Origin of the sequence: Nocardia higoensis (assembly GCF_015477835.1) — a bacterium.
GTDB lineage: Bacteria > Actinomycetota > Actinomycetes > Mycobacteriales > Mycobacteriaceae > Nocardia > Nocardia higoensis_A.
Map to the genome: position 1 here is coordinate 1,692,059 of NZ_JADLQN010000001.1, position 20,387 is coordinate 1,712,445.

A 20,387-nucleotide genomic window follows, 5' to 3' on the forward strand; every position below is an offset into this window, starting at 1 on the left:
CCCCTCATGCCACGCTGCCGCTCGAAGGCCGACTGCGCGTGGCGGATTCGGTGAACTCGCTGAAGCGCTGGTTGGTGTCGTGGATGCCGCTGGCCCGTTCCGACTCGGTGAACTCCATCTGGAACGGGATGCCGGGACGGCGATCCTCACCGATCTTGAGCAGGAACTTGCCGGTACCCGGCGGCGTCGGCCGGACCTGGCCCGGCCGCAGCGCCTCACCGGTCAGCGCCTGCGGGGCCGACCAGCCGGTCACCATGTCGGCCTCGGTCGCGGTGAACGGCACGGTGCTGTCGAGTCGCCTGACCTCTTCGGCGGGTAGCGCGCCGAAGATCTTCGCCCGGGCGCGCTCCAGGAAGCCCAGCGCCTTGGCGATCGCGGCCTCGGTGCCCAGCGACTGCAGGTCCTTGATGGTGTGGCTGATCATGATCAGCGCGGTGGCGATGCTGCGTTGCAGACGGGTCAGCTCGTCGACGCGGTCCACCATGAAATCACCGAGGCCGAGCACCTGCCACAGCTCGTCCATCACCACCTGGAAGTAACGCTGCGGACCGAGTCCGGCATCGGCGAGCACGTGCGCTGCCTCCACCGAGGCGAAACCGTCGGCCCAGCACGCCAGCATGACCGCGGCCTTGAGCTTCTTGTCGCCGGTGGGGATGTGCGAGACGTCGATGCAGACCGCCACCGAGCCGGTGTCGATCGGCACGGTGGTCTGGCCGTTGAAGATCGCGCCGAAGGGGCCCTGGGTGAGCGCGCGCAGCGAACGGCGCAATCCCTTGATGGCGACCTGGTATTCGGCCTGATCGTCGGCGCCCGCGTCGAGCATGAGCTCCTCGCCGCCCGCGACGATCACCTCGAGCAGGTTCTCCATGATCGGCGGCTTGTCCGGGGCGTAGCCGCTGCCCGGCTGGTAGAGGATGCGCAGCGCGGTGGAGATCAGCGTCTCCTCGTAGTCGCGCACCCGGGCGCCGCGCACCAGCTCGACCAGGCCCGCGATCAGCGTGACCTGCCTGGCCCGGATGTCCTGGAGCACCTGCAATTGCAGTGCCGGGAACTCCTCCAGGCGGGGCACCACAGCGCCGAGCACGCCGGCGGCGAGCGGGTTGAGCTTGCCGTGGCCGTAGCCGAGGTCGATCACCTGGCCGCCGACCAGTTCCACCATCTTGCGGTAGTCGGGTTTGACGTCGGCCAGGATCAGCGGGGTGATGCCCTGGGCGATGCCGCCGAGCACGATGCGGCGCACCAGCGAGGATTTGCCGAAACCGTTGAGACCGAGCACGAACAGGCTCGGCGCGGTGATGAAGCTGCCGCGCATGAACCAGTTCATCGGGTCGAAGCACACCGGCGCGCCGGTGTGCAGATGCGAACCCAGCGGCGTACCGATCAGCGGCGCGCCCGCGCCGACCGACCACGGCCACAACCCGGCGACCTGGGCGGTGGTGGCCCGGTATTCGACCGGCCTGCCGACCACGTTCGCCCGGCCGCCGCCCGGGCCCGCGTAGCCGCGGTCGGTGAGCGGTGCGGTGGCGCGGTCGAATCCGTCCTCGATGGTCTGCTCGGCGCGCGCGGCGTAGTTACGCCTGCGGACGTCGTCGGTGTGGACGCGGAAGGTCGCCCACGCCGCGCGCAGACCGGCCCCCTCGCGGCTGACCTCTTCCAGCCGCGCCCTGGTGGCCGGGTCCAGCAACGGCGGCCCGGACTGTTTACGCTTGTCGGCCTTCTGCTTCGCGCGGCGGGCGGCCTTCTCGGTGGGCGCGCCCATCGCGCGGTCGGCGGTGTGATCGAGGCGGCCACGGCCGCGATCGCTGTCACGATCGCGCACCGGACGGGCCGGACGCCCGTTCTCGTTGCGCGGCAAGCGATCACCGCGCGATGCCCGTTCCCGGTCGAGCCGGGCCGGGCGCGCGTCGTTTCCCCGGCCGCGCTGCGCGTCCTGCCTGCGCTCGACCGGCATCCTGTCTTCGCCGCGATCGGTGGGCGGGCGCGGACGCCGCACCGGCTCCCTGCCGCGGTCCTGACCGGAACCACGAGCGGGATTCGGCGCGGGCCGCCGCGGGCGCGCGCCCTCCTCCCTGCGGCGTGGACCGAGGTCCTCGTCGTCGTACGGCCGCGCCCACTGCTCGCGCTCGTCCGGTGCCGGGCGCCGCTCGCGGTGCCCGGTCGTCGTGCGCTCCCTCACGGGTGGCTCGTGTTCGCGTGCCATGGTCAGCTCACCCCGCCAATGCCTTCGGAATGGTCGCGTGCTCCGGCAGGATGACGCCGCAGCCGAGCGATGCCGCGAAGGCCGCGCCCTGGTAGCGGTAGCACCGCCGGATCTTCAACCGCGCCTGGGTGGACAGGTCGCGGGTGATGGCCTCGATGCGCGGCAGATCCCCGCGCAGCGGTTCGGTGATGGTGACCAGCGCGCCGAAGCGGGTCACGCCGTGGCCCCTGGCCTGCTCTTCGCGCGCCTGCTGGGTGGCGCCGACCCGCAGCGTCGCCGCGGCCGAGACCACGCCACGTTCGCTCTGCTGGGCGACCAGCGCGTTCTTGAAGTCGTCGTCGACGATCTCGGCGGCGTCGGCCGCCGAATGCGGCCGGTAGACGATGGCGATGCGCTTGCGCGGCACCTCCGGGTTCGGCGCCAGCAGCCGCTGCAGCACCCGCTCGTCGACCGCGCCCTCGGGGGCGGCGTCCATCTCCCAGGTGACCGAGCGGCCGCCGTCGTGGATGAAGTGATCCCACTTCTCGTCGTGCGAGACCGGACCCGCGTCGGCCCAATCCAGCCCGTGCCCTTCGGGTTCGGAGGCCGCGACCTCGAGGTCGGCCTGCGAGGCCGGGTCGTAGCTGCGGCGGATGAACGCGATCACCTCGTCGGCCGACATCGGCTGGGCGCGCACGCCCGCCTCGGCCAGCGCCGCGCAGATGCCCGGCAGTCGCCTGCCGATCTCGACGGCCTCCTCGGCGGGGTTCTTGCGGCGCTCGGCGGTGGTGGCCTTGAAGGTGATCGCCACGCGCGGCAGCAATTGCACCCGTTCCTGCGGCAATTCGGTGGCCAGCTCGTACATCACCTGCTGGGCCAGCTCCGGCGCTTCCGGCTTGGTGATCGTGGAGACCTCGGTGAGCAGCCGGTTACCGGTCTCGGGCACGGTGTCGATCACCGGCACCACGGCCACGATGTCGCTGGTCTGGCCGACCGAGGCCAGGAAGGTGCCCCACGCGGAGACCCAGCGGTCGATCACCGGCTGGTCGACGGCCTCGTGGCCCTGTGGCCAAGCCCGCAGCACCACGGTGTATTGCGCGAACTGCGGCAGATGGATCATGCCGAAGCTGTAACCGCCCGCGTCGATGCCCTCGTAGAGCTTCGATGGGGCGAGCAGACCGGGCAGCCGGGTGACGCCACCGGGGATGCGGGAGAACCGGCCGCCCCGATACACGTGTTCGCCGCGACTGCGCGAGCGCATCCAGTTGAACATCATCAATCCCGTCTCGTAGCCCGAGCGGCCCCCCGTCCGCCACACCAGTGGAACCATCACCGCCACACCGACGCCGCCGACGATCAGGCCCAGTGTGAATCCACCGACCATCGCACAGATCAGCGCGGTGATCACGACGACGAAGCCGATCACCGTCTCTTCCCAGCGCAGGCCGAACAGGCCCGCGCTGCGCGGCTTCTGCCACAACCCGTAGGAGCGGCGCTCGTAGGTGTCGCTGATCGTCATCGCGGAATGGTGCTCCTCCCGAGGTCGGGCGAACGGTTCGCCCAACGATCCCCTGCCACATCACCCATCGTGTCGTCGGCTCGGCGCATACCGCTGGTCGCGGCTCTGGCCGCGCCGACCCGTCCGGCCGCGGTGGCGGCTCCGGAGGGTACTCCGCGGGAGCCCTGCGTGCCCGAGGCACGCGGACCGCCGCCCTGTGGATTGTGGGGACCCGGCCTGCCGCCGGGGCCACCCGCCCCACCCGGACGCGGACCGGAACCGCTGCCGCTGACATAGCCGGCCGAACCCGGTGCGGCGGCCTGCTTCACGCCGACCGCCTTGGTACCCATGGCGCCGAGCGCCGCCGCCGCGACCAGGGTGCCGCCCGCGGCGGTCAGACCCGAGCCGCCGGAGCCGACGATCGCGACCGCCGGAGTGACCAGGCGCATCAGCGCGGGCAGCACGAAGGCGACCGAGCACAGCAGCACGATGGCGACCAGCATGCGCTGGGCCTGTTCACCGTCGGGCATCGTCGAGGTGGACAGCCCGTCGACATGCCCCGCGGTGGTGAAGGCGATCATGTACACGATCGCGGCCACCGGCTTCCAGAGCATGAAGGCGATGATCCAGCCGACCAGCTTCTGGTAGGACTGCTTGCCGACGTTCATGCCGGAAGCCGCCGCCGCCAGCGGCAGCACGCCCGCCGCGATGATGAGCAGACCCTGTCGCACGATCGCCAGCACGATCTGCGCCAGCGCGCCGAGCAGGCCGACGATCGCGATGATCAGCACCAGACCCGGCGAGAATGCTTGCAAGGCACTGGTTTTCACCATCAGCTCGGCCATGTCCTTGGCGTTGCCGTTGGTCGAGTCCTCGATGATCCATTCCGCGAACCGGTCCGAGGCCTGCGTGCCCGCGACGATCACCGCGCCCAGCATCCAGGAACTGAACACCACCCGGGCGAACATCCGGAACGATTCGGCCGCCTCGCTCACCGCCGCCCCGCGCCTGGCCTCGGCCAGGCGGGCGCCGGTCAGGATGATCGAGGCGATCAGCAGCAATATCTGTATCTGATAGGTGTAGTCGCTGATCTTGGTGAACAACGATCCGCCGTCACTGGCGGCCTCGTTGGGCACCTTCATCCAGAAGGTCAACGCCAGGATGATCGCTTCACCCAGACCGCTCATCAGCGAGTCCACCACGCTGCCGAAGGTGGAATCCCACGCCTTGTCCTTGACCGCGGTGGCGGCGTCGCCGGGATGGGAGGCGGCATTACCCGCCTTGCACACCGCCGAGGCGGCGTCGCCCAGCGAGATGCCGGGCAGGCCGACGCCGTCGAGGGTGTCGTGGATCTCGTTGCAGGTCTCGTCGAAACCGTAGGTCTGGCCGTAGGCCACCGTGGGCGTCGCGACCATGACGGTGAAGATCACCGCGAGGATGGTCAACAGTTTGCGCACCATCGTGTTCGCTCCTCGGGGCTCGGCTGTTCGCGGACCTGGCTCGGCCTTCTCCGTGCGCGGCGCTGTCTTCTCCAAGGTCACCATGTCGTCCACCCCGCAAGCGATTCGATGTATTCGGTCCGGCTGCCCTCGACGGTGGCGGGTTTGAGCCGCCAGTCACCCGCCTCCCACACCATCACCAGGCGCAGGGCGACCCACAGTTGTCTGTCGTCGACGACCTGTCCGCGCGAAGCGAACCGGACGACGGCCAGATCGTCGGCGTAACTCTCGACCTGGAAGGCGTCGGGAGCCACGAAGTAGCGCGTGATCCGCTCGGGCTGCTGTTCGGGCAGCCGGTTCTGATCCATGGCGCGGTCGTATTCGGCGAGCTGCTGCGCCGAGGCGCGCACCTGGCGCACGTACAGCTCACGGTCGGCGGGCCGGGCGTTGAGCCGGTAGGTGATCTGCGCGGCCGCCAGCACCGCGCCCTGTGGGGTGTGCGCGTACCCCACCGCCTGGCCTTCTTCCAGCCGGGCGGGCCCGTCGGAGGTGGAGAACGGCACCGAGGCGCCGTAGACCCGCTGCCAGCCGCGCGGCTCATCCAGGCCCGCGGGTCGGGCGGTCAGCCAGTCCAGGTCCGAGGGCTTGCGCTGCCGCGCCGGATCCTGCGGAAGCGGTTGTCCCGCAGGATTGTTCGGGATGTCCACGCGACGGCCGAACAGGTCGACCTCCGGGCTCGCGAAACCCTCGCCGACGGTCGCGGCGAGCTCGGCCTGCCCGCCCGCGGCGTCCTCGTCGCGGGAGATGTAGACGACCACACCCACGATCACGATCAGGGCCAGCAGCGCGGCGGACGCGACGGCACCGAAGGAGACACGCTCGCGCGTGTAGGGCTCCTTCTGACTCACTTCGGTGCCTCCCATGTCACGATGTCGCCCGGTAGTGCGTCGACCACCGCTGTCGGCCGGGCGGTCGAATCCGAGTAGTGCAGCCGTAATCTCCCATCCTGCGTGGACCATTCGACCGTGGTGCGCTTCACCGCGAGCGAGCCGTCCGAGTCGATCGCCGCGGCGGGCGCGACCGTGCCCACCATCACCGCCGTTTCCATGCTCCGACCCACACTCACGCCGGAAGGAAGGCCAGCGCGATACTGGTGGCGCCGCTCGCCACGATCGCGCCGATGAGGCTCATCAGCACCCCGTGCGAGGCGTCGTTGGCGGCCAGATCGGTGCGGAAGGCGATCCACAACTTGCCCGCGGACAGGATCATCCAGGACAGGCACACGATGAGCACGAACCACAGCAGCCAGTTCAGCAACTGCATCAGCGGTTCGAGCACCTCCGACGGCATCTGCTTGTAGGCGAGCAAATCCGTCCGCATTCGAAGCGTGGTCATTCCCCGACCCTTACCCTTACGTACCGATGACAGCGTTCATGATGGTGCCCGCGCTTGTGGCGACCACGCCGCCGATCATCGCGCCCGCCACCATCTTCGGCGATTCGAGACCGCCACCGGACCAGCGCTCCCAGGCGAACTTGCCACCCGCGTAGATGATTCCGCAGATCCCGGACAACAGGACGAACCAGGTGAGGTAACGCACCAGCTGGAGGATCTTCTCCGATCCGGGGGGCGCCTCCGGGGTCGGATTGCCGACCTGGGCGAGCACGACGCCGTAGGTGTCCTGGACAGCCAAGAGGAACATGCTCATCGGGGCCCTTTCTCGAATGGTGGATCGGTTACATCGTCGTCGGCGAAATCTGTTCTGCTGTCAAGCTTCTCACGGACCGCGTCGACAATGTCAGCCCCCAGCTCCCGAACCTCCACCGGCACCTCGTCCAGCGGATCGATCTTGCGTTTGCGTTCGGGCATCGGGTCGCCCGGCGTCCAGATCGGCAACTCCTCGGGTTCGACCAGAGTCCATTCCTCGTACCAGGGCACCTGCCACACCGGTCCGGCCAGCGAGCCGACCAGCTCGCGGTACCGGCGGATCTCGGCGGGCATCCGGCCCGGCCGCGCGGCGACCGTGATCAGCCCGATCACCTCCGAGGGACCACCGAAGCCGAAGTGGTGCTGGCGCAACAGATCGTGCGCGCGGGTCAGCCCGGAGATGGTCTCGCGGGCGACGAGCACCACGAACGGCGATTCCCGATCGAACCCGCCCGGCCAGCGGCGGCTCGCATCGGCGGTCGGGGCCAGCACGTGCGCCAGGGTCGTCGCGCCCGCGCCTCCGTGCACTCCCAGCAACCACACCAGCGGCGCCCGGCCGACACCCGGCACCGGCCGATCCCACACCGGGGCACGACGCGATTCGGGCGGCGCGACGACACCGGCCGGACGCGGGTCGAGCTTGCGGCGCAACCGCATGGCGGCGGTCACGAGGCCACCCCGGCCACCAGCCGCGCGTACGCACGGCGCGTCTGCTCGGCCAGTTCCGCGTGGCATACGAGTTCGCCACGCGCGAGATGCGGATCGTAGGGGATCTCGGTGATGTCGCGTACCCATCCGGACAGATGCTCGCGCAGGTGGTCGGCGACCCGGGAGTCGTCACCGGGCGCCTGGTGCGAGATCACCAGCGTGGTGTCGCCCACGATGCCGTTGCCCTGCCCCTCGGCGGCCTCGCCGAACTCGTCGTCGAGCCATTCCAGCGTGACCCGCAGACGGTTGGCCGCGTCCGGGCGCGCCGGAATGGTGAGCACCAGGGCGATGTCCCCGTCATCGAGCAGCGGGCGCAACTGCCTGCCCGCGATGGGATGGCCGCCGTCGTAGACCGCGGTGTAGCCGGCGTCGGTGACCGCGCGTGCCACCGTCAGGTAGCTGGCCCGCCGACGTAGCGGCGCGGCATCCCGCCAGAGCAGTCCGATGCCGGACGTCGCCCGCGACAGGCACTCCTTCAGCGGGGCGGGTTCGTCGTCGCCGCGGCCGTACAACCAGGACTGCAAGCTGATCGGATGCAGATGCTCGTCGGCGCCGCGCAAGGCGATGTCGCCGCCCGCCGCGGTGGCGTCCACCGCCACCGTCGGGGTACCCGCGACGCCCAACTCGCCCGCGATCCCCAGAGCCGTCGTCGTCGTGCCCGCACCACCGCAGCCGCCGACCACCAGGATGGGCCGCTGCGGCCACGCCTCGTCACCGTCCCCACCGGCCCGACGCCGGAACCGCACCACCGGAGCCTTGGTACGCGTTTCGTGGCTCGGCGGTTCGCCCCGATCGGGCGCCTCGTCGAGCCAGCGGCTCCAGTCCTCTCCCATCGCTCTCAGCTCTCCTTCATCCGGCCGTGATGCTCGAGATGAGCACCCGGCCGCCGACCACCGCGGTGGTGACCGTCTGCTTGTTGTACGTGGCAGGCGCGCCACCGGGCCGATACTCGGTGACCTCCACCGCGTACGTGCTCTCGCCCGCCGCCTTCTCGCCGATCGTGGTCACCCGCACACAGTGCGTGGTGCCCACCGGGACCGTGCCGATGCCACGTTGGATGATCTCCGCGCTCGGCACCGCGGCGTCCGGTGCGACGAACTGCCTGGCGCGCTCACCGGAACGCTCCACGTAGTAGGCGTATTGGAAGCCGAGCACGGCGTCGGGCCCGGAGGCGTCCCCACCCGCCGCCGCGCTGCGCAGCACCCGATCGGAGCGTTCGGTGGGACAGCCGGTGGTGATACCCGCCTGCGCGCTGCCTGCGGTGAACCGCATCGGCGCGGGGTCGGGGGCGGCCGCGGGCCGGTCGCCGGAGAGCCGGACGAGCACGAGCGCGCCGACGGCCGAGGCGATCAGGACGAGGATCGCGACCACCAGGATGATCACCGTCCTGGCACGGCGGGTCGCCGGATGCTCCCGCAGCGATCGTGTGGCGGGCGGCGTGGGTGCCGGATCCTCGTCGTATTCGTCGTCGTCATCGGGCCACGGGAAGCGGACCAGGTCGGCTCCGCGCTCGGGGAAATCGTCGTCGGGGCCCGGCGCGTGCACCGGAACGGGCGCGTCCTCGGCCACCCAGTCCGACCACCCGCCGGTGAACTCGGCACGGCGGGTGGGAAGGTCGGCGGGTACTTCGGCGACCGCGCGCGCGTCGGCCGGATCGGCGTCGGGGCCCTCCTCGCGGACGTGGTCCGGCGATCGGACAGGCTTCTGCGGGCCGGTCGAGGCGGGGCGATCCCGATCGGCCTCGGGCACCGCCGCCGACTCCACCGCCGTGGACGCGGGTGTGCCCTCCGGTTCGATCGGGCCGTACCAGCGGGACAAATCTTTGTACGACTTCAACATTCCCCCATTCCCACGGGGCCGGGCGCGTGATATCGCATCGTCGGACCTCTCGGCGATCAGTTCGTGGAGAACGGGTGGTGGCGAGCGGCTTCGCCGGTTCGCGCGGTGGGCGGAATCGAGGTCACGCCCCCGGATGAGGCGCCATCGGCTCCTGTCCCGAACGGAAATTGTCTCGCACCGCCGGGGTTCGGAGTAGCCGACGCGCCGGGGCCGTCCGCAGTTGATCGCATGTCCACATACGCCCGCGCCAGCGAGGACGCACCCGCGACTCCAGCGCATTCAGCCTGGTCACAGGCCGTCGCGGCGAACCGGTCGGCGTCGAATCGGGCAGGCGTCTCACCTCCGTCTCCCGCCGTCGCGCTGTGATGAGCGCCATGGTGGCGGGCGAGGCGCCGATGTCGCACCGACGTCGTGAGATCCAGCAGTTCGCGGTGGTCGACGATGTCGCGGACGACCGCGTCGTAGGCCTGGCCGGCCGGCCGAGCCGGCGCCGGCACGGATATCGTCGACAGCGACCCGGTGCCGGCGGCCGGTGAGGATTCGCCGGTGCCCTGCACACTCGGCGCACAGGACGCCGGGCAGTCGTCGATCGTCGGATCCGGCGCGAGCGCCATCGGTGAATCACGAACGGGCCCAGCGGGATTCACGTGCTCGGGAGCGGAAGCCGGTGCGGGGTACACGGCAACCACGGTGCCGGTGGTTGCGACCACCGGTCCCGTGAGACCAGCCAGGTACCCAGTCATAGCGCTTCGCAATCAGTCCCGTTGCCGCAACAACCCTCAACCCTGAAACGCAATAGACCGTAACAGATTCCGGCTATGACTCGCCCAACAGAGAAAACTTTACGCAAAACCGCAAACGCTACCCCACACTGCGCGGCGCGTCTCGGCGCCACGCCCGGCAAGTTTCCGAACCCATGCACGAGAACGCAATCGAGACTTCGCGTTCCGATTCCGATCGGGGGCCCGGCGGCGTCAGCGCGGCGCGTACATGATGACCGCCACTCCCGTCAGGCAGATCAGCGCTCCCGTGAGATCCCATCGGTCCGGCCGGAACCCGTCGAGCACCATCGCCCATGCCAGCGAGCCGGCCACGAACACTCCCCCGTACGCGGCCAGGATCCGCCCGAAGTTCGGATCCGGCTGGAAGGTGGCCACGAATCCGTAGGCACCGAGAGCGATCACTCCCGCCGCGACCCACCACAGCCCGCGGCCCTCCCGGTAGCCCTGCCACACCAGCCAGGCGCCGCCGATCTCGGCGAGCGCCGCCAGCCCGAACAACACCAGGGACCGCAGAACCGTCATCCCGCAGAAGTTACCGGCGCCCGCGCCCGCCGCGGCACCTCCGCGGGGTTTGCCGGCCGCTCGCTACGCGGGGAAGAAGGGGCCTGTCGACGCGGCCGCCGGACTGGAGCACCGGCCGCTGTCCGCGCGACAGGACAGGCGCGGGGAACGCGCCCGGCTCATGCGGCGTTGCACATTCCCAGGGCACGAACAGTGGGAGAATGGGCACGAAAGGCTCCGGCGCGGGACAATGGTGACAACGTTGCGCCGCGCTCCCGCGACGAAGCGGGGGATCACGGCCGACGTCGTGGTCCGGGCAGTAGCCGTGGTCGGATAATGTGGTGCGGATCGCGGCACGGAGAGGCGGTGGCATGACTCAGCACTTGGGCGAGGCGAATGTCGAGCAATCGGCGACGGCGACGCCGCCTTCGCCACCGGCGAAAACTCCTGCCCCGACGCCGACTCCCCCGTCACCGTCGCCCAAGCAGCCCACGGCCACGTCCACCGTGCCCACCTCCGCCTCGCGCCGGGTGCGTGCCAGGCTGGCCCGCAGGATGACCGGTCAGCGCGGGATCGCCGCGGTCAAGCCGGTGCTCGAGCCGCTGGCCACGGTCCACCGCGAGCTGTATCCGAAGGCGAACCTGACGCTGCTGCAGAAGGCCTTCGATGTCGCCGACGAGCGCCACGCCCACCAGTTCCGCAAGTCCGGCGACCCTTACATCACCCATCCGCTCGCGGTCGCCAACATCCTGGCCGAGTTGGGCATGGACACCACCACGCTGGTGGCCGCGCTGCTGCACGACACCGTCGAGGACACCGGCTACACCCTCGAGCAGCTGAAGGCCGAGTTCGGCGACGAGGTGGCCCACCTGGTCGACGGCGTCACCAAGCTGGACAAGGTCAACCTGGGCGCGGCCGCCGAGGCCGAGACCATCCGCAAGATGATCATCGCGATGGCCCGCGATCCGCGCGTGCTGGTCATCAAGGTCGCCGACCGCCTGCACAACATGCGCACCATGCGCTTCCTGCCGCCGGAGAAGCAGGCGAAGAAGGCCAAGGAGACCCTCGAGGTCATCGCACCGCTGGCCCATCGCCTGGGCATGGCCACCGTCAAGTGGGAGCTCGAGGACCTCGCGTTCGCGATCCTGCATCCCAAGAAGTACGACGAGATCGTGCGTCTGGTCGCCGACCGCGCACCCTCGCGCGACACCTATCTGGCCAAGGTTCGCGCCGAGATCGTCAACACGCTGGCCGCCTCGCGGATCCAGGCGGTCGTGGAGGGCAGGCCCAAGCACTACTGGTCGATCTACCAGAAGATGATCGTCAAGGGTAAGGATTTCGACGACATCCACGACCTGGTCGGCATCCGCATCCTCTGCGACGAGGTGCGCGACTGCTATGCCGCGGTCGGCGTGGTGCACTCGCTGTGGCAGCCGATGGCGGGCCGGTTCAAGGACTACATCGCCCAGCCCCGCTACGGCGTCTACCAATCGCTGCACACCACCGTGGTCGGCCCCGACGGCAAGCCGCTCGAGGTGCAGATCCGCACCCAGGACATGCACCGCACCGCCGAGTTCGGCATCGCCGCGCACTGGCGCTACAAGGAGACCAAGGGCAAGCACTCCGGTGACGCCGCCGAGGTCGACGACATGGCGTGGATGCGCCAGCTGCTGGACTGGCAGCGCGAGGCCGCCGACCCCGCGGAGTTCCTGGAGTCGCTGCGCTTCGATCTGAAGTCGCCGGAGATCTTCGTGTTCACGCCGAAGGGCGACGTGATCACGCTGCCGCAGAAGTCGACCCCGGTCGACTTCGCCTACGCCGTGCACACCGAGGTCGGCCACCGCTGCATCGGCGCGCGGGTCAACGGCAGACTGGTCGCGCTGGAACGCCAGCTCGAGAACGGCGAGGTGGTCGAGGTATTCACCTCGAAGGCGCAGAACGCGGGCCCGAGCCGCGACTGGCAGAACTTCGTGGTGTCCCCGCGCGCCAAGGCCAAGATCCGGCAGTGGTTCGCCAAGGAGCGCCGCGAAGAAGCCCTGGAGAGCGGCAAGGAGCAGATCTCCAAGGAGGTCCGCCGCGTCGGCCTGCCCCTGCAGCGGCTGATGAGCGTGGACGCGATGAACGCCGTCGCCCACGAACTGCACTACAGCGACATCTCCAGCCTCTACACCGCCGTGGGCGAGCACCAGGTCTCCGCCCATCATGTCGTGCAGCGCCTGATGGCCCAGCTCGGCGGCATCGGTGACGTGGAGAACGAACTCGCCGAACGCTCGACGCCGTCGACCACCCCCAGCCGTCAGCGCGTCACCGGCGACGCGGGAGTGCTGATCCCCGGCGCCTCCGGCACCGTCGCCAAGCTGGCCAAATGCTGCACCCCGGTCCCGGGCGACGAGATCATGGGCTTCGTGACCCGCGGCGGGTCGGTCAGCGTCCACCGCACCGACTGCACCAACGCCGAATCCCTGCGGCAGCAGCCCGAACGCATCATCGATGTGGAATGGGCGCCGTCGCCGTCCTCGGTCTTCCTGGTCGCGATCCAGATCGAAGCTCTGGATCGCACCCGCCTGCTCTCCGACGTCACGAAGGTCCTCGCCGACGAGAAGGTCAACATCCTGTCCGCCTCCGTCGCCACCCATGGCGATCGGGTGGCCATCAGCAAGTTCACCTTCGAGATGGGCGACCCGAAGCACCTCGGGCACCTGTTGAACGTGGTGCGCAATGTGGAGGGCGTCTACGACGTGTACCGCGTGACCTCGGCTGCCTGACGAATCGCCGAAGCGCGTGAGACCGGCTTTACCATGACCTCATGCCATTGTCGCGGACCGACGAACCCGACCTTCCGGAGTTCATGACCTGGGAAGAACTCGAGCGGTTACCGGAGGAGATCGCCTCTCGGATCGAGCTCTGGGACGGCAAGGTGATGTGGGTCCGGCGAGGCCCGGCCGAACACCAGGTCTTCACCAATCGGCTGTGGGTCGCGCTCGAGAAGCACACGCGCGATATCGCGCGAACCACCCCGTCCGAGTGCTGGCGAGTCACCACGGAGACGAATGTCTTCCTGGGCAGCCATGGTAAGTCGAATTTCCTGACCCCCGACTTCCTGGTGCATCGCTGCCTGAGCGGTCCCTATCAGGACATCCGCGCGGCCGACGCACTGCTGGTGGGCGAAGTGTTGTCGCCGTCGAACTCGCGCTCGGACATGGAGGCGAAGAAGGCTCGCTACGCCGGGGCGGGAATCCCCTGGTACTGGGAGGTCAGCCTGGCATATACCACCAGTGCGATCGCGACGATCCGAGCCTATGCGCTCGAGACCGGCTACGGCGAGCTACCGCCCGGCGTACGTCCCCTGCATCCGGCGGACTACCGCCTGGCAGGCGAATGGACTCCGGCCGACGAGGCCGGAGTCCATATCGACTTCCCCTTTCCCATCCGCATTCCCTGGACGGATCTGGAGTATTGATCCGTCCGGGCGAGCGCGGCGATCGTCAGGCGAGCAACCAGTCGTTCGGGGCGAAGAGCTCGAAGTGGACACGGTCGGACGGGACGCCCGCGGCGGTGAGCTGAGCCCGGGCCGACTGGAGGAAGCCGGCGCCGCCGCAGAGGTAGATCTGGGCGTCGGTGGGGAGGGTGAGGGTGGACAGGGCGAGCGTGCCGGTGTGCGCGCCGGGGGTGGGCTGTTCGTACCAGAGTTCGAGGGTGGCCTCGGGCAGGCTGTCGATCAGATCCTCCTGCACGGCACGCAGCGGGTGGGTGTCGCAGGTGCGGTCGGCGTGGATGGCGAGGACCTTGCGCTGCGGGGTGGCGGCGGCGAGGTATTCGAGGATGCCGATCATCGGGGTGATGCCGATACCGGCGGAGATGAGGACCAGCGGGTCGGTGGCGGCGGTGTCGATGGTGAGATCACCGAAGGGCAAGGTGACGTCGAGGACGTCGCCGGTGCCGATGGTGCCGGTCAGGAACGTGGAGACTTCACCCGCGGGCTGGTCGGCGGTCGCCTCGACCGGACGAACCGCGAAGGCCAGACGGCCGTTGCCCGGTGCGGTGACCAGGCTGTACTGGCGCAGCTGGCGGGCGCCGTCGGACAGCGTGACACCCACCGAGACGTACTGTCCGGGAAGGAAATCCGAGAACGGGCGGGCGGGGTCCGTGGACTCCACGACAAAGGTGACCACGCCGGAAGGGTCCTCGATGCGGTCGACGACGACGGCCGTGCGGAACACGTCACCGGGTGCCACGCCCGCGCCGTCGTAGAGTTCGCGTTCGAAACCGATGAGGGTGTCGGCCATCAGCCAGTAGACGCGGTCCCAGGCGGCGGCGATCTCGGCGGTGACGACATCGGCGCCGAGCACCTCGACGATCGCGGCGAACAGGTGCTCGTGGACGATCGGGTACTGCTCGGCGACCACGCCGAGCGAGGCGTGTTTGTGGCCGATGCGGGCGAGCAGTTCACGCGGATGCGGCAGCGTGGGATCCACCAGGTGGGTGGCGAAGGTGGCGATCGATGCCGCGAGCGCGCGCTGCTGCGCGCCTTGCTTCTGGTTGCCGCGATTGAACAGATTCGCCAGCAGCTCGGGATGAGCGCCGAACATCTTCTGGTAGAAGAGCGCCGTGATGTCGTCGATATGCTCGGCGATCACCGGGAGCGTCGCACGCACCACGTCGGCATGGTGGGTCTCCAATTCCGCGGGAGTATCCAGCGCCGAAGGCAGAACGGTGGTCATGGGGGTTCTCCTCGTCGAGATTCCATCTGGGCTCGATTGCCACTGGAAATACCGTAACCAATTCGAGCGCCGGAAATCGACTCCACGGCCGGTGAGCTCAATTACGCACGCCGGTGCGGATTATGTCGCGAGGAACACGCTCTACCTGCTGCTTTGCCGACAACTCGAGATCGACATCGAGCGCGCGCACGAATGCGACGCGGGAGAAGTACTACAAAAGTATGTGCGCATGCACAGCGGAAAGCAATCCTATTTCACAGAAATAGGATTGCTCGGTCGGACGGAATTCTCCGGCGAAACTGCGCACCCGGGGGTTATCGAGTGTACGACCCCGCCCGCTCGGGCATGCCCGGCATGTACAACATCCGAACTGTGCGATCGTCGACGAGGTCACCGAGACTGTAATTGTCCAATTCCCGGTAGAACATCTCCTGCGCCTGCGCCAGCATCCGCCGCAAACGGCAGGCCGTGGCGAGCGGACAGGGGTGCTCGCCGGAGCAGTCCACGACCTCCGAGGCGCCCTCCAGTCCGCGCACGATCTGCCCGACGGTCGCCGCGCGGCCCTTGTCGGTGAGGAAGATCCCGCCGGTGCGACCGCGATGCGAGTCGACGAATCCCAGTTCGGCCAGCTTCGTCACCGCCTTGGCGACATAATGTTCCGAGGCATTGACCTGCCGAGCGACCAAGCCGACGGTGACACGCTCCTCGGCCGCGCCACCGACGGCCAGGCGCATCATGGCGCGCAGGCCGAGATCGGTGAACCTGGACAGCTGCATAGGTCGGAGCATACTTAATTCCGCTTCGCGGAAGCGAATTATTCGCCCCCGATGTCGCCGGGCTCACAGCGTCGCCGATGCGCCCTGCAGCACCTTCCGTGCTCGGTGACCGGCCCACTCAGCCGGCCGCGTCGGCGATCGCCACTCCCTCGTCGGTGAGTTCCCAACGGCGCGTCACCCCGATCTCGTGCAGGAATCGCGGATCGTGACTGACCACGATCAGTGCTCCCTCGAAACTCGCCAACGCTTCGGTCAAGTGGCGCAGGCTGGGCAGGTCGAGATTGTTGGTCGGCTCGTCGAGCAACAGCAGTTTCGGCGCCGGCTCGGCGAGCAACAGCAGCGCCAAGGCCGCGCGCAGGCGCTCACCCCCGGACAGGGCGGCGGCGGGTACATCGGCCGCCGCCCCACGGAACAGCAGCCTGGCCAGCTGTGCGCGGATCCGCTCCGGCGGTGCGTCCGGCGCGGCGGCGGCGACATTCTCGAACACCGTCCGCTCCGGATCGAACAGGTTCAGCCGCTGCGGCAGTAGTCGCCAGGGCACTTTCGGTGGCTCGGCGGCGATGCGGCGCAACAGCGTCGTCTTGCCGATGCCGTTGCGGCCGGTGAGCGCGATCCGTTCCGGACCGGTGATCCGCAGGGTCACTCGGCGATCGAGGCCGACAGCACCGCAGGGCAATTCGGCGTCGACGAGGTCGAGAACAGCTTGGCCGGGATGCACGCGGGTGCCGGGCAGATCGAGGCGGATCTGCTGGTCGGCGCGCACCGAGTCCTCGGCTTCGCGCAGGTGTTCGGCGGCGGCGTCGAGGCGCTCGATCTGGGTATTGCGCAGTTTGCCCGCCGATTCCTGTGCCGCGCGTTTGCGCGCGCCCGCCAGGATCTTCGGCATGTTCTCGGCCGAGGACTGCCCGTAGCGCCTGCGGCGATCCAGCTTGGTCCTGGTCTCGGCCAGTTCCCTGGACTGTCTACGCACATCGTTGCGGGCGGCCCGCACCGCGGCCCGCGCTGCCTGTTGTTCGACGGCGATCCGCTCCTCGTAATCGGTGTAGTTGCCGCCGAACACCCGCAGCGTGCCCTGGCGCAGTTCGGCGATGGCGTCGGCGCGCTCGAGCAGTTCGCGATCGTGGCTGACCGCCAGCACGGTACCGGAGAACTGGTCGACCACGTCGTAGAGACGTTGGCGGGCAGCGTGATCGAGATTGTTCGTCGGCTCGTCGAGCAACAGCACCTCGGGGTCGCCGAGCAGTTGCGCGGCGAGACCGAGCAAGACGGTCTCGCCACCGGAGAGGGTGTCGAGGCGGCGATCCAGACCCGCGGCGGAATCGGCGAGGTAGGCCAGGCCCAGCCGCGCCAGCAGCGCCACCGCCCGCTCCTCGACGTCCCAGGCCGAGCCGATCACGTCGAAATCGTCGTCGTGGGCCCGGCCCGCCTCGACGCGATGCAGGGCGGCCCTGATCTCGGCGATGCCGAGGAGGTGGTCGACACGCTGGGCATCGGCCAGGCCGAGGTCCTGACGCAGGTAGCCGAGGCGGCCGCGCACGGTGACCGAACCGCGCAGCGGACGCAGTTCACCGGCGATGAGCCGCAGCAGGGTGGATTTGCCCGCGCCGTTGATCCCCGCCAGGCCGACGTGGCCGGGACCGAGGTCGCCGTCGAGACCGTCGAAGACGGGAGTGCCGTCCGGCCAGCAGAAGGTGAGATCCGAGAAGGTGAGCCCGGAGAAGGACAATGAGGTCATGGTGGATCCTCGAAGTCGCGTCGTGACGCGGCGCGCGAATGCGGGCCGCACGAAAGCGCCTCAGAAGAGCACCACTACTCCGATCGCCGGGGACGAGGACGTGATCCAGGGTAGTAGATCCGCCACGGCGGCCGCCAGAGGTTTTCCTCGCGCGGCCCGCCGCGGGTCATCAGATGCGAACGATCGAGGTCAGCGGGTAGTCACCCTGGAGCGCGCGGCCGCCGAGCGCCTCCAGTTCGAGCACGACGGCGGCGGCGGCGACATGCGCGCCCGCCTCCTCGAACAGCTGTGCCGCGGCCGCGAGAGTCCCTCCGGTGGCCAGCACATCGTCGAGCAACAGCACGGTGCGCCCACGCAGTTCGACCCCGTCGCCCGGGATCTCCAGCGCGGCCGCACCGTATTCCAGGCTGTACTCCCGGCTGATCACCGGCGGGGGCAACTTGCCCGCTTTGCGGATCGCGAGCACCCCGGTGCCCAGAAAGGTGGCCACACCCGCGCCGAGCAGGAAGCCCCTGGCGTCCACGCCCGCGACCAGATCGACCTCCGGCGCGCACGCGGCCAGCGACTCGATCACCGTGCGGAAGCCGTCGGAACTGGCGAAGACCGGGGTCAGGTCGGCGAAACGGACACCGGGAGTCGGGAAGTCGTCGTGCCAGCGGGTCAGGCGCTCGACGTGCCCGGCGGCCGCGGCGATCCGCTCGGCCACCTGCTGGTCGGACTCCGTTGCCGCGTGCTTGCTCATCGACATCTCTCCCATGGTCATTTCGATGGGCCCGTCCCCGTCGGACCCGGTCACCGCCGCAACACCCAGCGATCCATATTCCATCCGGTACCGCCCTGCGTCGGCCCGGCCACACCGTTGTTCAGGCCGTTGCCGAAGGCGATGATGCGCGGCGTCGCGAACAACGGAATGCCCGGCATCTCCGACCACAGCAGGTTCTCGGCTTCGGTCAGCAGATTCAGCTGTGCGGTCGAATCGGGGTCCGCGGCAAGCTGATCGGTGATCGCATCGTAGCGGCCGTTGCCGAACCGGCCGAAATCGACGCCGCTACCGGTCCGCCACGCACTCATCGCGGCGACTCCGGCCAGCGAGCCCGCCGGACCGGGGGCGCCCGCGGTGCTCGACAGAATCGCGTCCACCGTCCCGTCGGCCAACTGGGTCGGCCGGAAGTCGGTGGCACTCGCGTCTTCGACGGTGATGCCCGCGGCCCTGCAGGATTCGGCGATCGCCGCGACCGTCTGCGCGCGCCGCTGGTCCGGAGCGAGGTATCCGATCCGGACGACCGGGTTCGGCGTGCCCGCGAAACCGGTCTTGGCGGCGCTGATGTCGGTCACCTCGTACGCCTTCGACGCGCCCGCTGTCGACGCGCCGTAGTACAGCGAATCCTGCTGGCTGATCAGCGAATTCAACGGCCCGGTGCCCAGCCCGGTGCTCGGCACGTCGGCTGCCTTGCCCAGGTCGTTGTAGAGCGCTTGACGCGGGACGCAGTGCGCGAGGCCGCGGCGGGCGGCAGGCGAGCCGAGCACGCCGTCGGTGGCCAGGATCAGCTGTTCGGCCCCGCGTCCCGGCACCGTGTTCGAGGAGAAGCCGTTCAGGTCGAGCTCGGCCACCGAGCCCGCGCCGAGATCGAGCACACTCACCGCGTTGTCGGCGAGCTTCGCCTTCAGATCCGAGGTCTTGTCGAAGACGACCACACGACCGGTCTCGGGCGCATTGCCCCACCACCGCTCGTTGGCGACCAGCACCAGTCCGTCCTCGGGACCGAAGGACTCGACCCGATACGGGCCGGAGGAGGGGAATCTGGCCGCGTCCAGTTCGCCCGTGGTGAGGGTCCAGCCGCTGTTCCAGAAGTCGGCCAGCTTGCCGACGGCCGCCCGGTCGCCGTCCTGCACCGCGGAGACCACGTTGGCCACGCCCGCCTCCCTGGCGGCGACGTGCGCGGGCATCATCTCCCCCGCGGTGAACAGCGTGCGCCACGGCAGGTACCGGCGATCCGGGCGGAACACCACGGTGGCGTCCTTGGAGCCGGGCTGGCAATCGATCCGCTCGATGTCGCGGTAGCCCGCGGTGTCGGCGGCATCGAACAGCGGCACCGGACCGTCGGTGAAACGACCGCTGCGCGCCGCCCAGGTCAGCACCAAATCGTCACAGGAGGTCGGCACGCCGTCGGAGTACACCCCGTCCGGGTTCAGCCGGTACTGGATGGTCTGCGATTCGCCCGGCACCTCCTTGGCGGTGCCCACATCGGTGTCGGCCACCTGCTGGCCGTCGGGACCGGTGTAGAAGAACCCGGTCAGCACGCGCTGGAACACCGCCGCCGAACCACTGCTCACGCCGAGCGTGGTGCCGCCGTTGTAGGTGGTGAGCACCGCGTCGACGGCGTAGCCGATGGAGGGCACCTGACTCTGCGTCGAGCATCCGCTCGCCAGTCCCGCGGCCAGCGCGAGCGCCGTACCCACACCCGCCAGCCGCACCGCGCCGCTGCGTGGCTTTCGCATGAT

At 69.3% G+C, this 20,387-nt stretch carries 18 protein-coding genes; 2 read left to right on the forward strand and 16 right to left on the reverse strand.

Features of this window, described 5'->3' with window-relative positions; genetic code table 11:
• Positions 1-4: 4 nt before the first annotated feature.
• The 11 genes from IU449_RS07605 to IU449_RS07655 form a co-directional block, all read right to left on the reverse strand.
• Positions 5-2,200, reverse strand: a complete 2,196-nt coding sequence (locus IU449_RS07605; RefSeq protein WP_195001178.1) for a hypothetical protein — start codon at positions 2,198-2,200, stop codon at positions 5-7.
• Between the two features lie 7 nt (positions 2,201-2,207).
• Positions 2,208-3,698, reverse strand: a complete 1,491-nt coding sequence (locus IU449_RS07610) for an SCO6880 family protein (RefSeq protein ID WP_195001179.1) — start codon at positions 3,696-3,698, stop codon at positions 2,208-2,210.
• Entirely contained in the window at positions 3,695-5,137 is a 1,443-nt protein-coding gene (locus IU449_RS07615; protein ID WP_195001180.1) for a hypothetical protein, read from the reverse strand. Before IU449_RS07615 ends, IU449_RS07610 begins: the two co-directional genes overlap by 4 nt.
• 77 nt (positions 5,138-5,214) lie before the next feature.
• Positions 5,215-6,024, reverse strand: coding sequence for a hypothetical protein (locus IU449_RS07620; protein WP_195001181.1), 810 nt, complete (start codon positions 6,022-6,024; stop codon positions 5,215-5,217).
• Positions 6,021-6,242 (reverse strand): hypothetical protein, encoded by a 222-nt coding sequence (locus IU449_RS07625; protein ID WP_195001182.1) that lies wholly within the window; start codon positions 6,240-6,242, stop codon positions 6,021-6,023. The genes IU449_RS07620 and IU449_RS07625 overlap by 4 nt, the downstream gene beginning before the upstream one ends.
• Positions 6,239-6,511, reverse strand: coding sequence for a hypothetical protein (locus tag IU449_RS07630; RefSeq protein WP_195001183.1), 273 nt, complete (start codon positions 6,509-6,511; stop codon positions 6,239-6,241). The genes IU449_RS07625 and IU449_RS07630 overlap by 4 nt, the downstream gene beginning before the upstream one ends.
• A gap of 16 nt (positions 6,512-6,527) precedes the next feature.
• Positions 6,528-6,824 carry a hypothetical protein gene (locus tag IU449_RS07635; RefSeq protein WP_067859649.1) on the reverse strand — a complete coding sequence of 99 codons (297 nt, stop codon included), beginning with the start codon at positions 6,822-6,824 and terminating at the stop codon, positions 6,528-6,530.
• On the reverse strand, positions 6,821-7,492 hold the full coding sequence (locus IU449_RS07640) for a hypothetical protein (RefSeq protein ID WP_195001184.1): 672 nt from the start codon (positions 7,490-7,492) through the stop codon (positions 6,821-6,823). The genes IU449_RS07635 and IU449_RS07640 overlap by 4 nt, the downstream gene beginning before the upstream one ends.
• Complete coding sequence (locus IU449_RS07645; RefSeq protein ID WP_195001185.1) at positions 7,489-8,364, reverse strand: MinD/ParA family ATP-binding protein; 876 nt, start codon at positions 8,362-8,364, stop codon at positions 7,489-7,491. The genes IU449_RS07640 and IU449_RS07645 overlap by 4 nt, the downstream gene beginning before the upstream one ends.
• A 16-nt stretch (positions 8,365-8,380) precedes the next feature.
• The gene (locus tag IU449_RS07650) at positions 8,381-9,370 is read right to left on the reverse strand and encodes a hypothetical protein (protein WP_195001186.1); all 990 of its coding nucleotides are present in this window, start codon (positions 9,368-9,370) and stop codon (positions 8,381-8,383) included.
• Between the two features lie 974 nt (positions 9,371-10,344).
• The gene (locus tag IU449_RS07655; RefSeq protein WP_195001187.1) at positions 10,345-10,674 is read right to left on the reverse strand and encodes a YnfA family protein; all 330 of its coding nucleotides are present in this window, start codon (positions 10,672-10,674) and stop codon (positions 10,345-10,347) included.
• Positions 10,675-11,024: 350 nt separating this feature from the next.
• Here IU449_RS07655 and IU449_RS07660 point away from each other — a divergent pair, with 350 nt between their 5' ends.
• Both IU449_RS07660 and IU449_RS07665 read left to right on the forward strand, forming a co-directional pair.
• Positions 11,025-13,418, forward strand: a complete 2,394-nt coding sequence (locus IU449_RS07660) for a RelA/SpoT family protein (protein WP_195001188.1) — start codon at positions 11,025-11,027, stop codon at positions 13,416-13,418.
• A 41-nt stretch (positions 13,419-13,459) separates the two neighbouring features.
• Positions 13,460-14,113 (forward strand): Uma2 family endonuclease, encoded by a 654-nt coding sequence (locus IU449_RS07665; RefSeq protein ID WP_228803797.1) that lies wholly within the window; start codon positions 13,460-13,462, stop codon positions 14,111-14,113.
• Positions 14,114-14,138: 25 nt separating this feature from the next.
• Here IU449_RS07665 and IU449_RS07670 read toward each other — a convergent pair whose 3' ends face one another.
• The 5 genes from IU449_RS07670 to IU449_RS07690 all read right to left on the reverse strand — a co-directional run bounded on the left by IU449_RS07670 (position 14,139) and on the right by IU449_RS07690 (position 20,384).
• Complete coding sequence (locus tag IU449_RS07670) at positions 14,139-15,374, reverse strand: globin domain-containing protein (protein ID WP_195001189.1); 1,236 nt, start codon at positions 15,372-15,374, stop codon at positions 14,139-14,141.
• Between the two features lie 314 nt (positions 15,375-15,688).
• A complete protein-coding gene (locus IU449_RS07675) occupies positions 15,689-16,150 on the reverse strand; it encodes an RrF2 family transcriptional regulator (protein ID WP_195001190.1) in 462 nt (153 codons plus the stop codon).
• Positions 16,151-16,268: 118 nt separating this feature from the next.
• Positions 16,269-17,885 carry an ATP-binding cassette domain-containing protein gene (locus IU449_RS07680; RefSeq protein ID WP_195001191.1) on the reverse strand — a complete coding sequence of 539 codons (1,617 nt, stop codon included), beginning with the start codon at positions 17,883-17,885 and terminating at the stop codon, positions 16,269-16,271.
• Between the two features lie 169 nt (positions 17,886-18,054).
• Positions 18,055-18,627, reverse strand: a complete 573-nt coding sequence (locus IU449_RS07685) for an adenine phosphoribosyltransferase (RefSeq protein ID WP_195001192.1) — start codon at positions 18,625-18,627, stop codon at positions 18,055-18,057.
• A gap of 50 nt (positions 18,628-18,677) precedes the next feature.
• A complete protein-coding gene (locus tag IU449_RS07690) occupies positions 18,678-20,384 on the reverse strand; it encodes an ABC transporter substrate-binding protein (RefSeq protein WP_195001193.1) in 1,707 nt (568 codons plus the stop codon).
• Positions 20,385-20,387 lie beyond the last annotated feature (3 nt).

Bases quoted from the DNA above. Each gene is read 5' to 3' on its own strand.
- IU449_RS07690 (WP_195001193.1), bottom strand. From the start codon at position 20,384: ATGCGAAAGCCACGCAGCGGCGCGGTGCGGCTGGCGGGTGTGGGTACG.
- IU449_RS07645 (WP_195001185.1), bottom strand. From the start codon at position 8,364: ATGGGAGAGGACTGGAGCCGCTGGCTCGACGAGGCGCCCGATCGGGGC.
- IU449_RS07610 (WP_195001179.1), bottom strand. From the start codon at position 3,698: ATGACGATCAGCGACACCTACGAGCGCCGCTCCTACGGGTTGTGGCAG.
- IU449_RS07665 (WP_228803797.1), top strand. From the start codon at position 13,460: ATGCCATTGTCGCGGACCGACGAACCCGACCTTCCGGAGTTCATGACC.
- IU449_RS07660 (WP_195001188.1), top strand. From the start codon at position 11,025: ATGACTCAGCACTTGGGCGAGGCGAATGTCGAGCAATCGGCGACGGCG.
- IU449_RS07680 (WP_195001191.1), bottom strand. From the start codon at position 17,885: ATGACCTCATTGTCCTTCTCCGGGCTCACCTTCTCGGATCTCACCTTC.
- IU449_RS07670 (WP_195001189.1), bottom strand. From the start codon at position 15,374: ATGACCACCGTTCTGCCTTCGGCGCTGGATACTCCCGCGGAATTGGAG.
- IU449_RS07655 (WP_195001187.1), bottom strand. From the start codon at position 10,674: ATGACGGTTCTGCGGTCCCTGGTGTTGTTCGGGCTGGCGGCGCTCGCC.
- IU449_RS07685 (WP_195001192.1), bottom strand. From the start codon at position 18,627: ATGAGCAAGCACGCGGCAACGGAGTCCGACCAGCAGGTGGCCGAGCGG.
- IU449_RS07635 (WP_067859649.1), bottom strand. From the start codon at position 6,824: ATGAGCATGTTCCTCTTGGCTGTCCAGGACACCTACGGCGTCGTGCTC.
- IU449_RS07650 (WP_195001186.1), bottom strand. From the start codon at position 9,370: ATGTTGAAGTCGTACAAAGATTTGTCCCGCTGGTACGGCCCGATCGAA.
- IU449_RS07675 (WP_195001190.1), bottom strand. From the start codon at position 16,150: ATGCAGCTGTCCAGGTTCACCGATCTCGGCCTGCGCGCCATGATGCGC.
- IU449_RS07605 (WP_195001178.1), bottom strand. From the start codon at position 2,200: ATGGCACGCGAACACGAGCCACCCGTGAGGGAGCGCACGACGACCGGG.
- IU449_RS07630 (WP_195001183.1), bottom strand. From the start codon at position 6,511: ATGACCACGCTTCGAATGCGGACGGATTTGCTCGCCTACAAGCAGATG.
- IU449_RS07615 (WP_195001180.1), bottom strand. From the start codon at position 5,137: ATGGTGCGCAAACTGTTGACCATCCTCGCGGTGATCTTCACCGTCATG.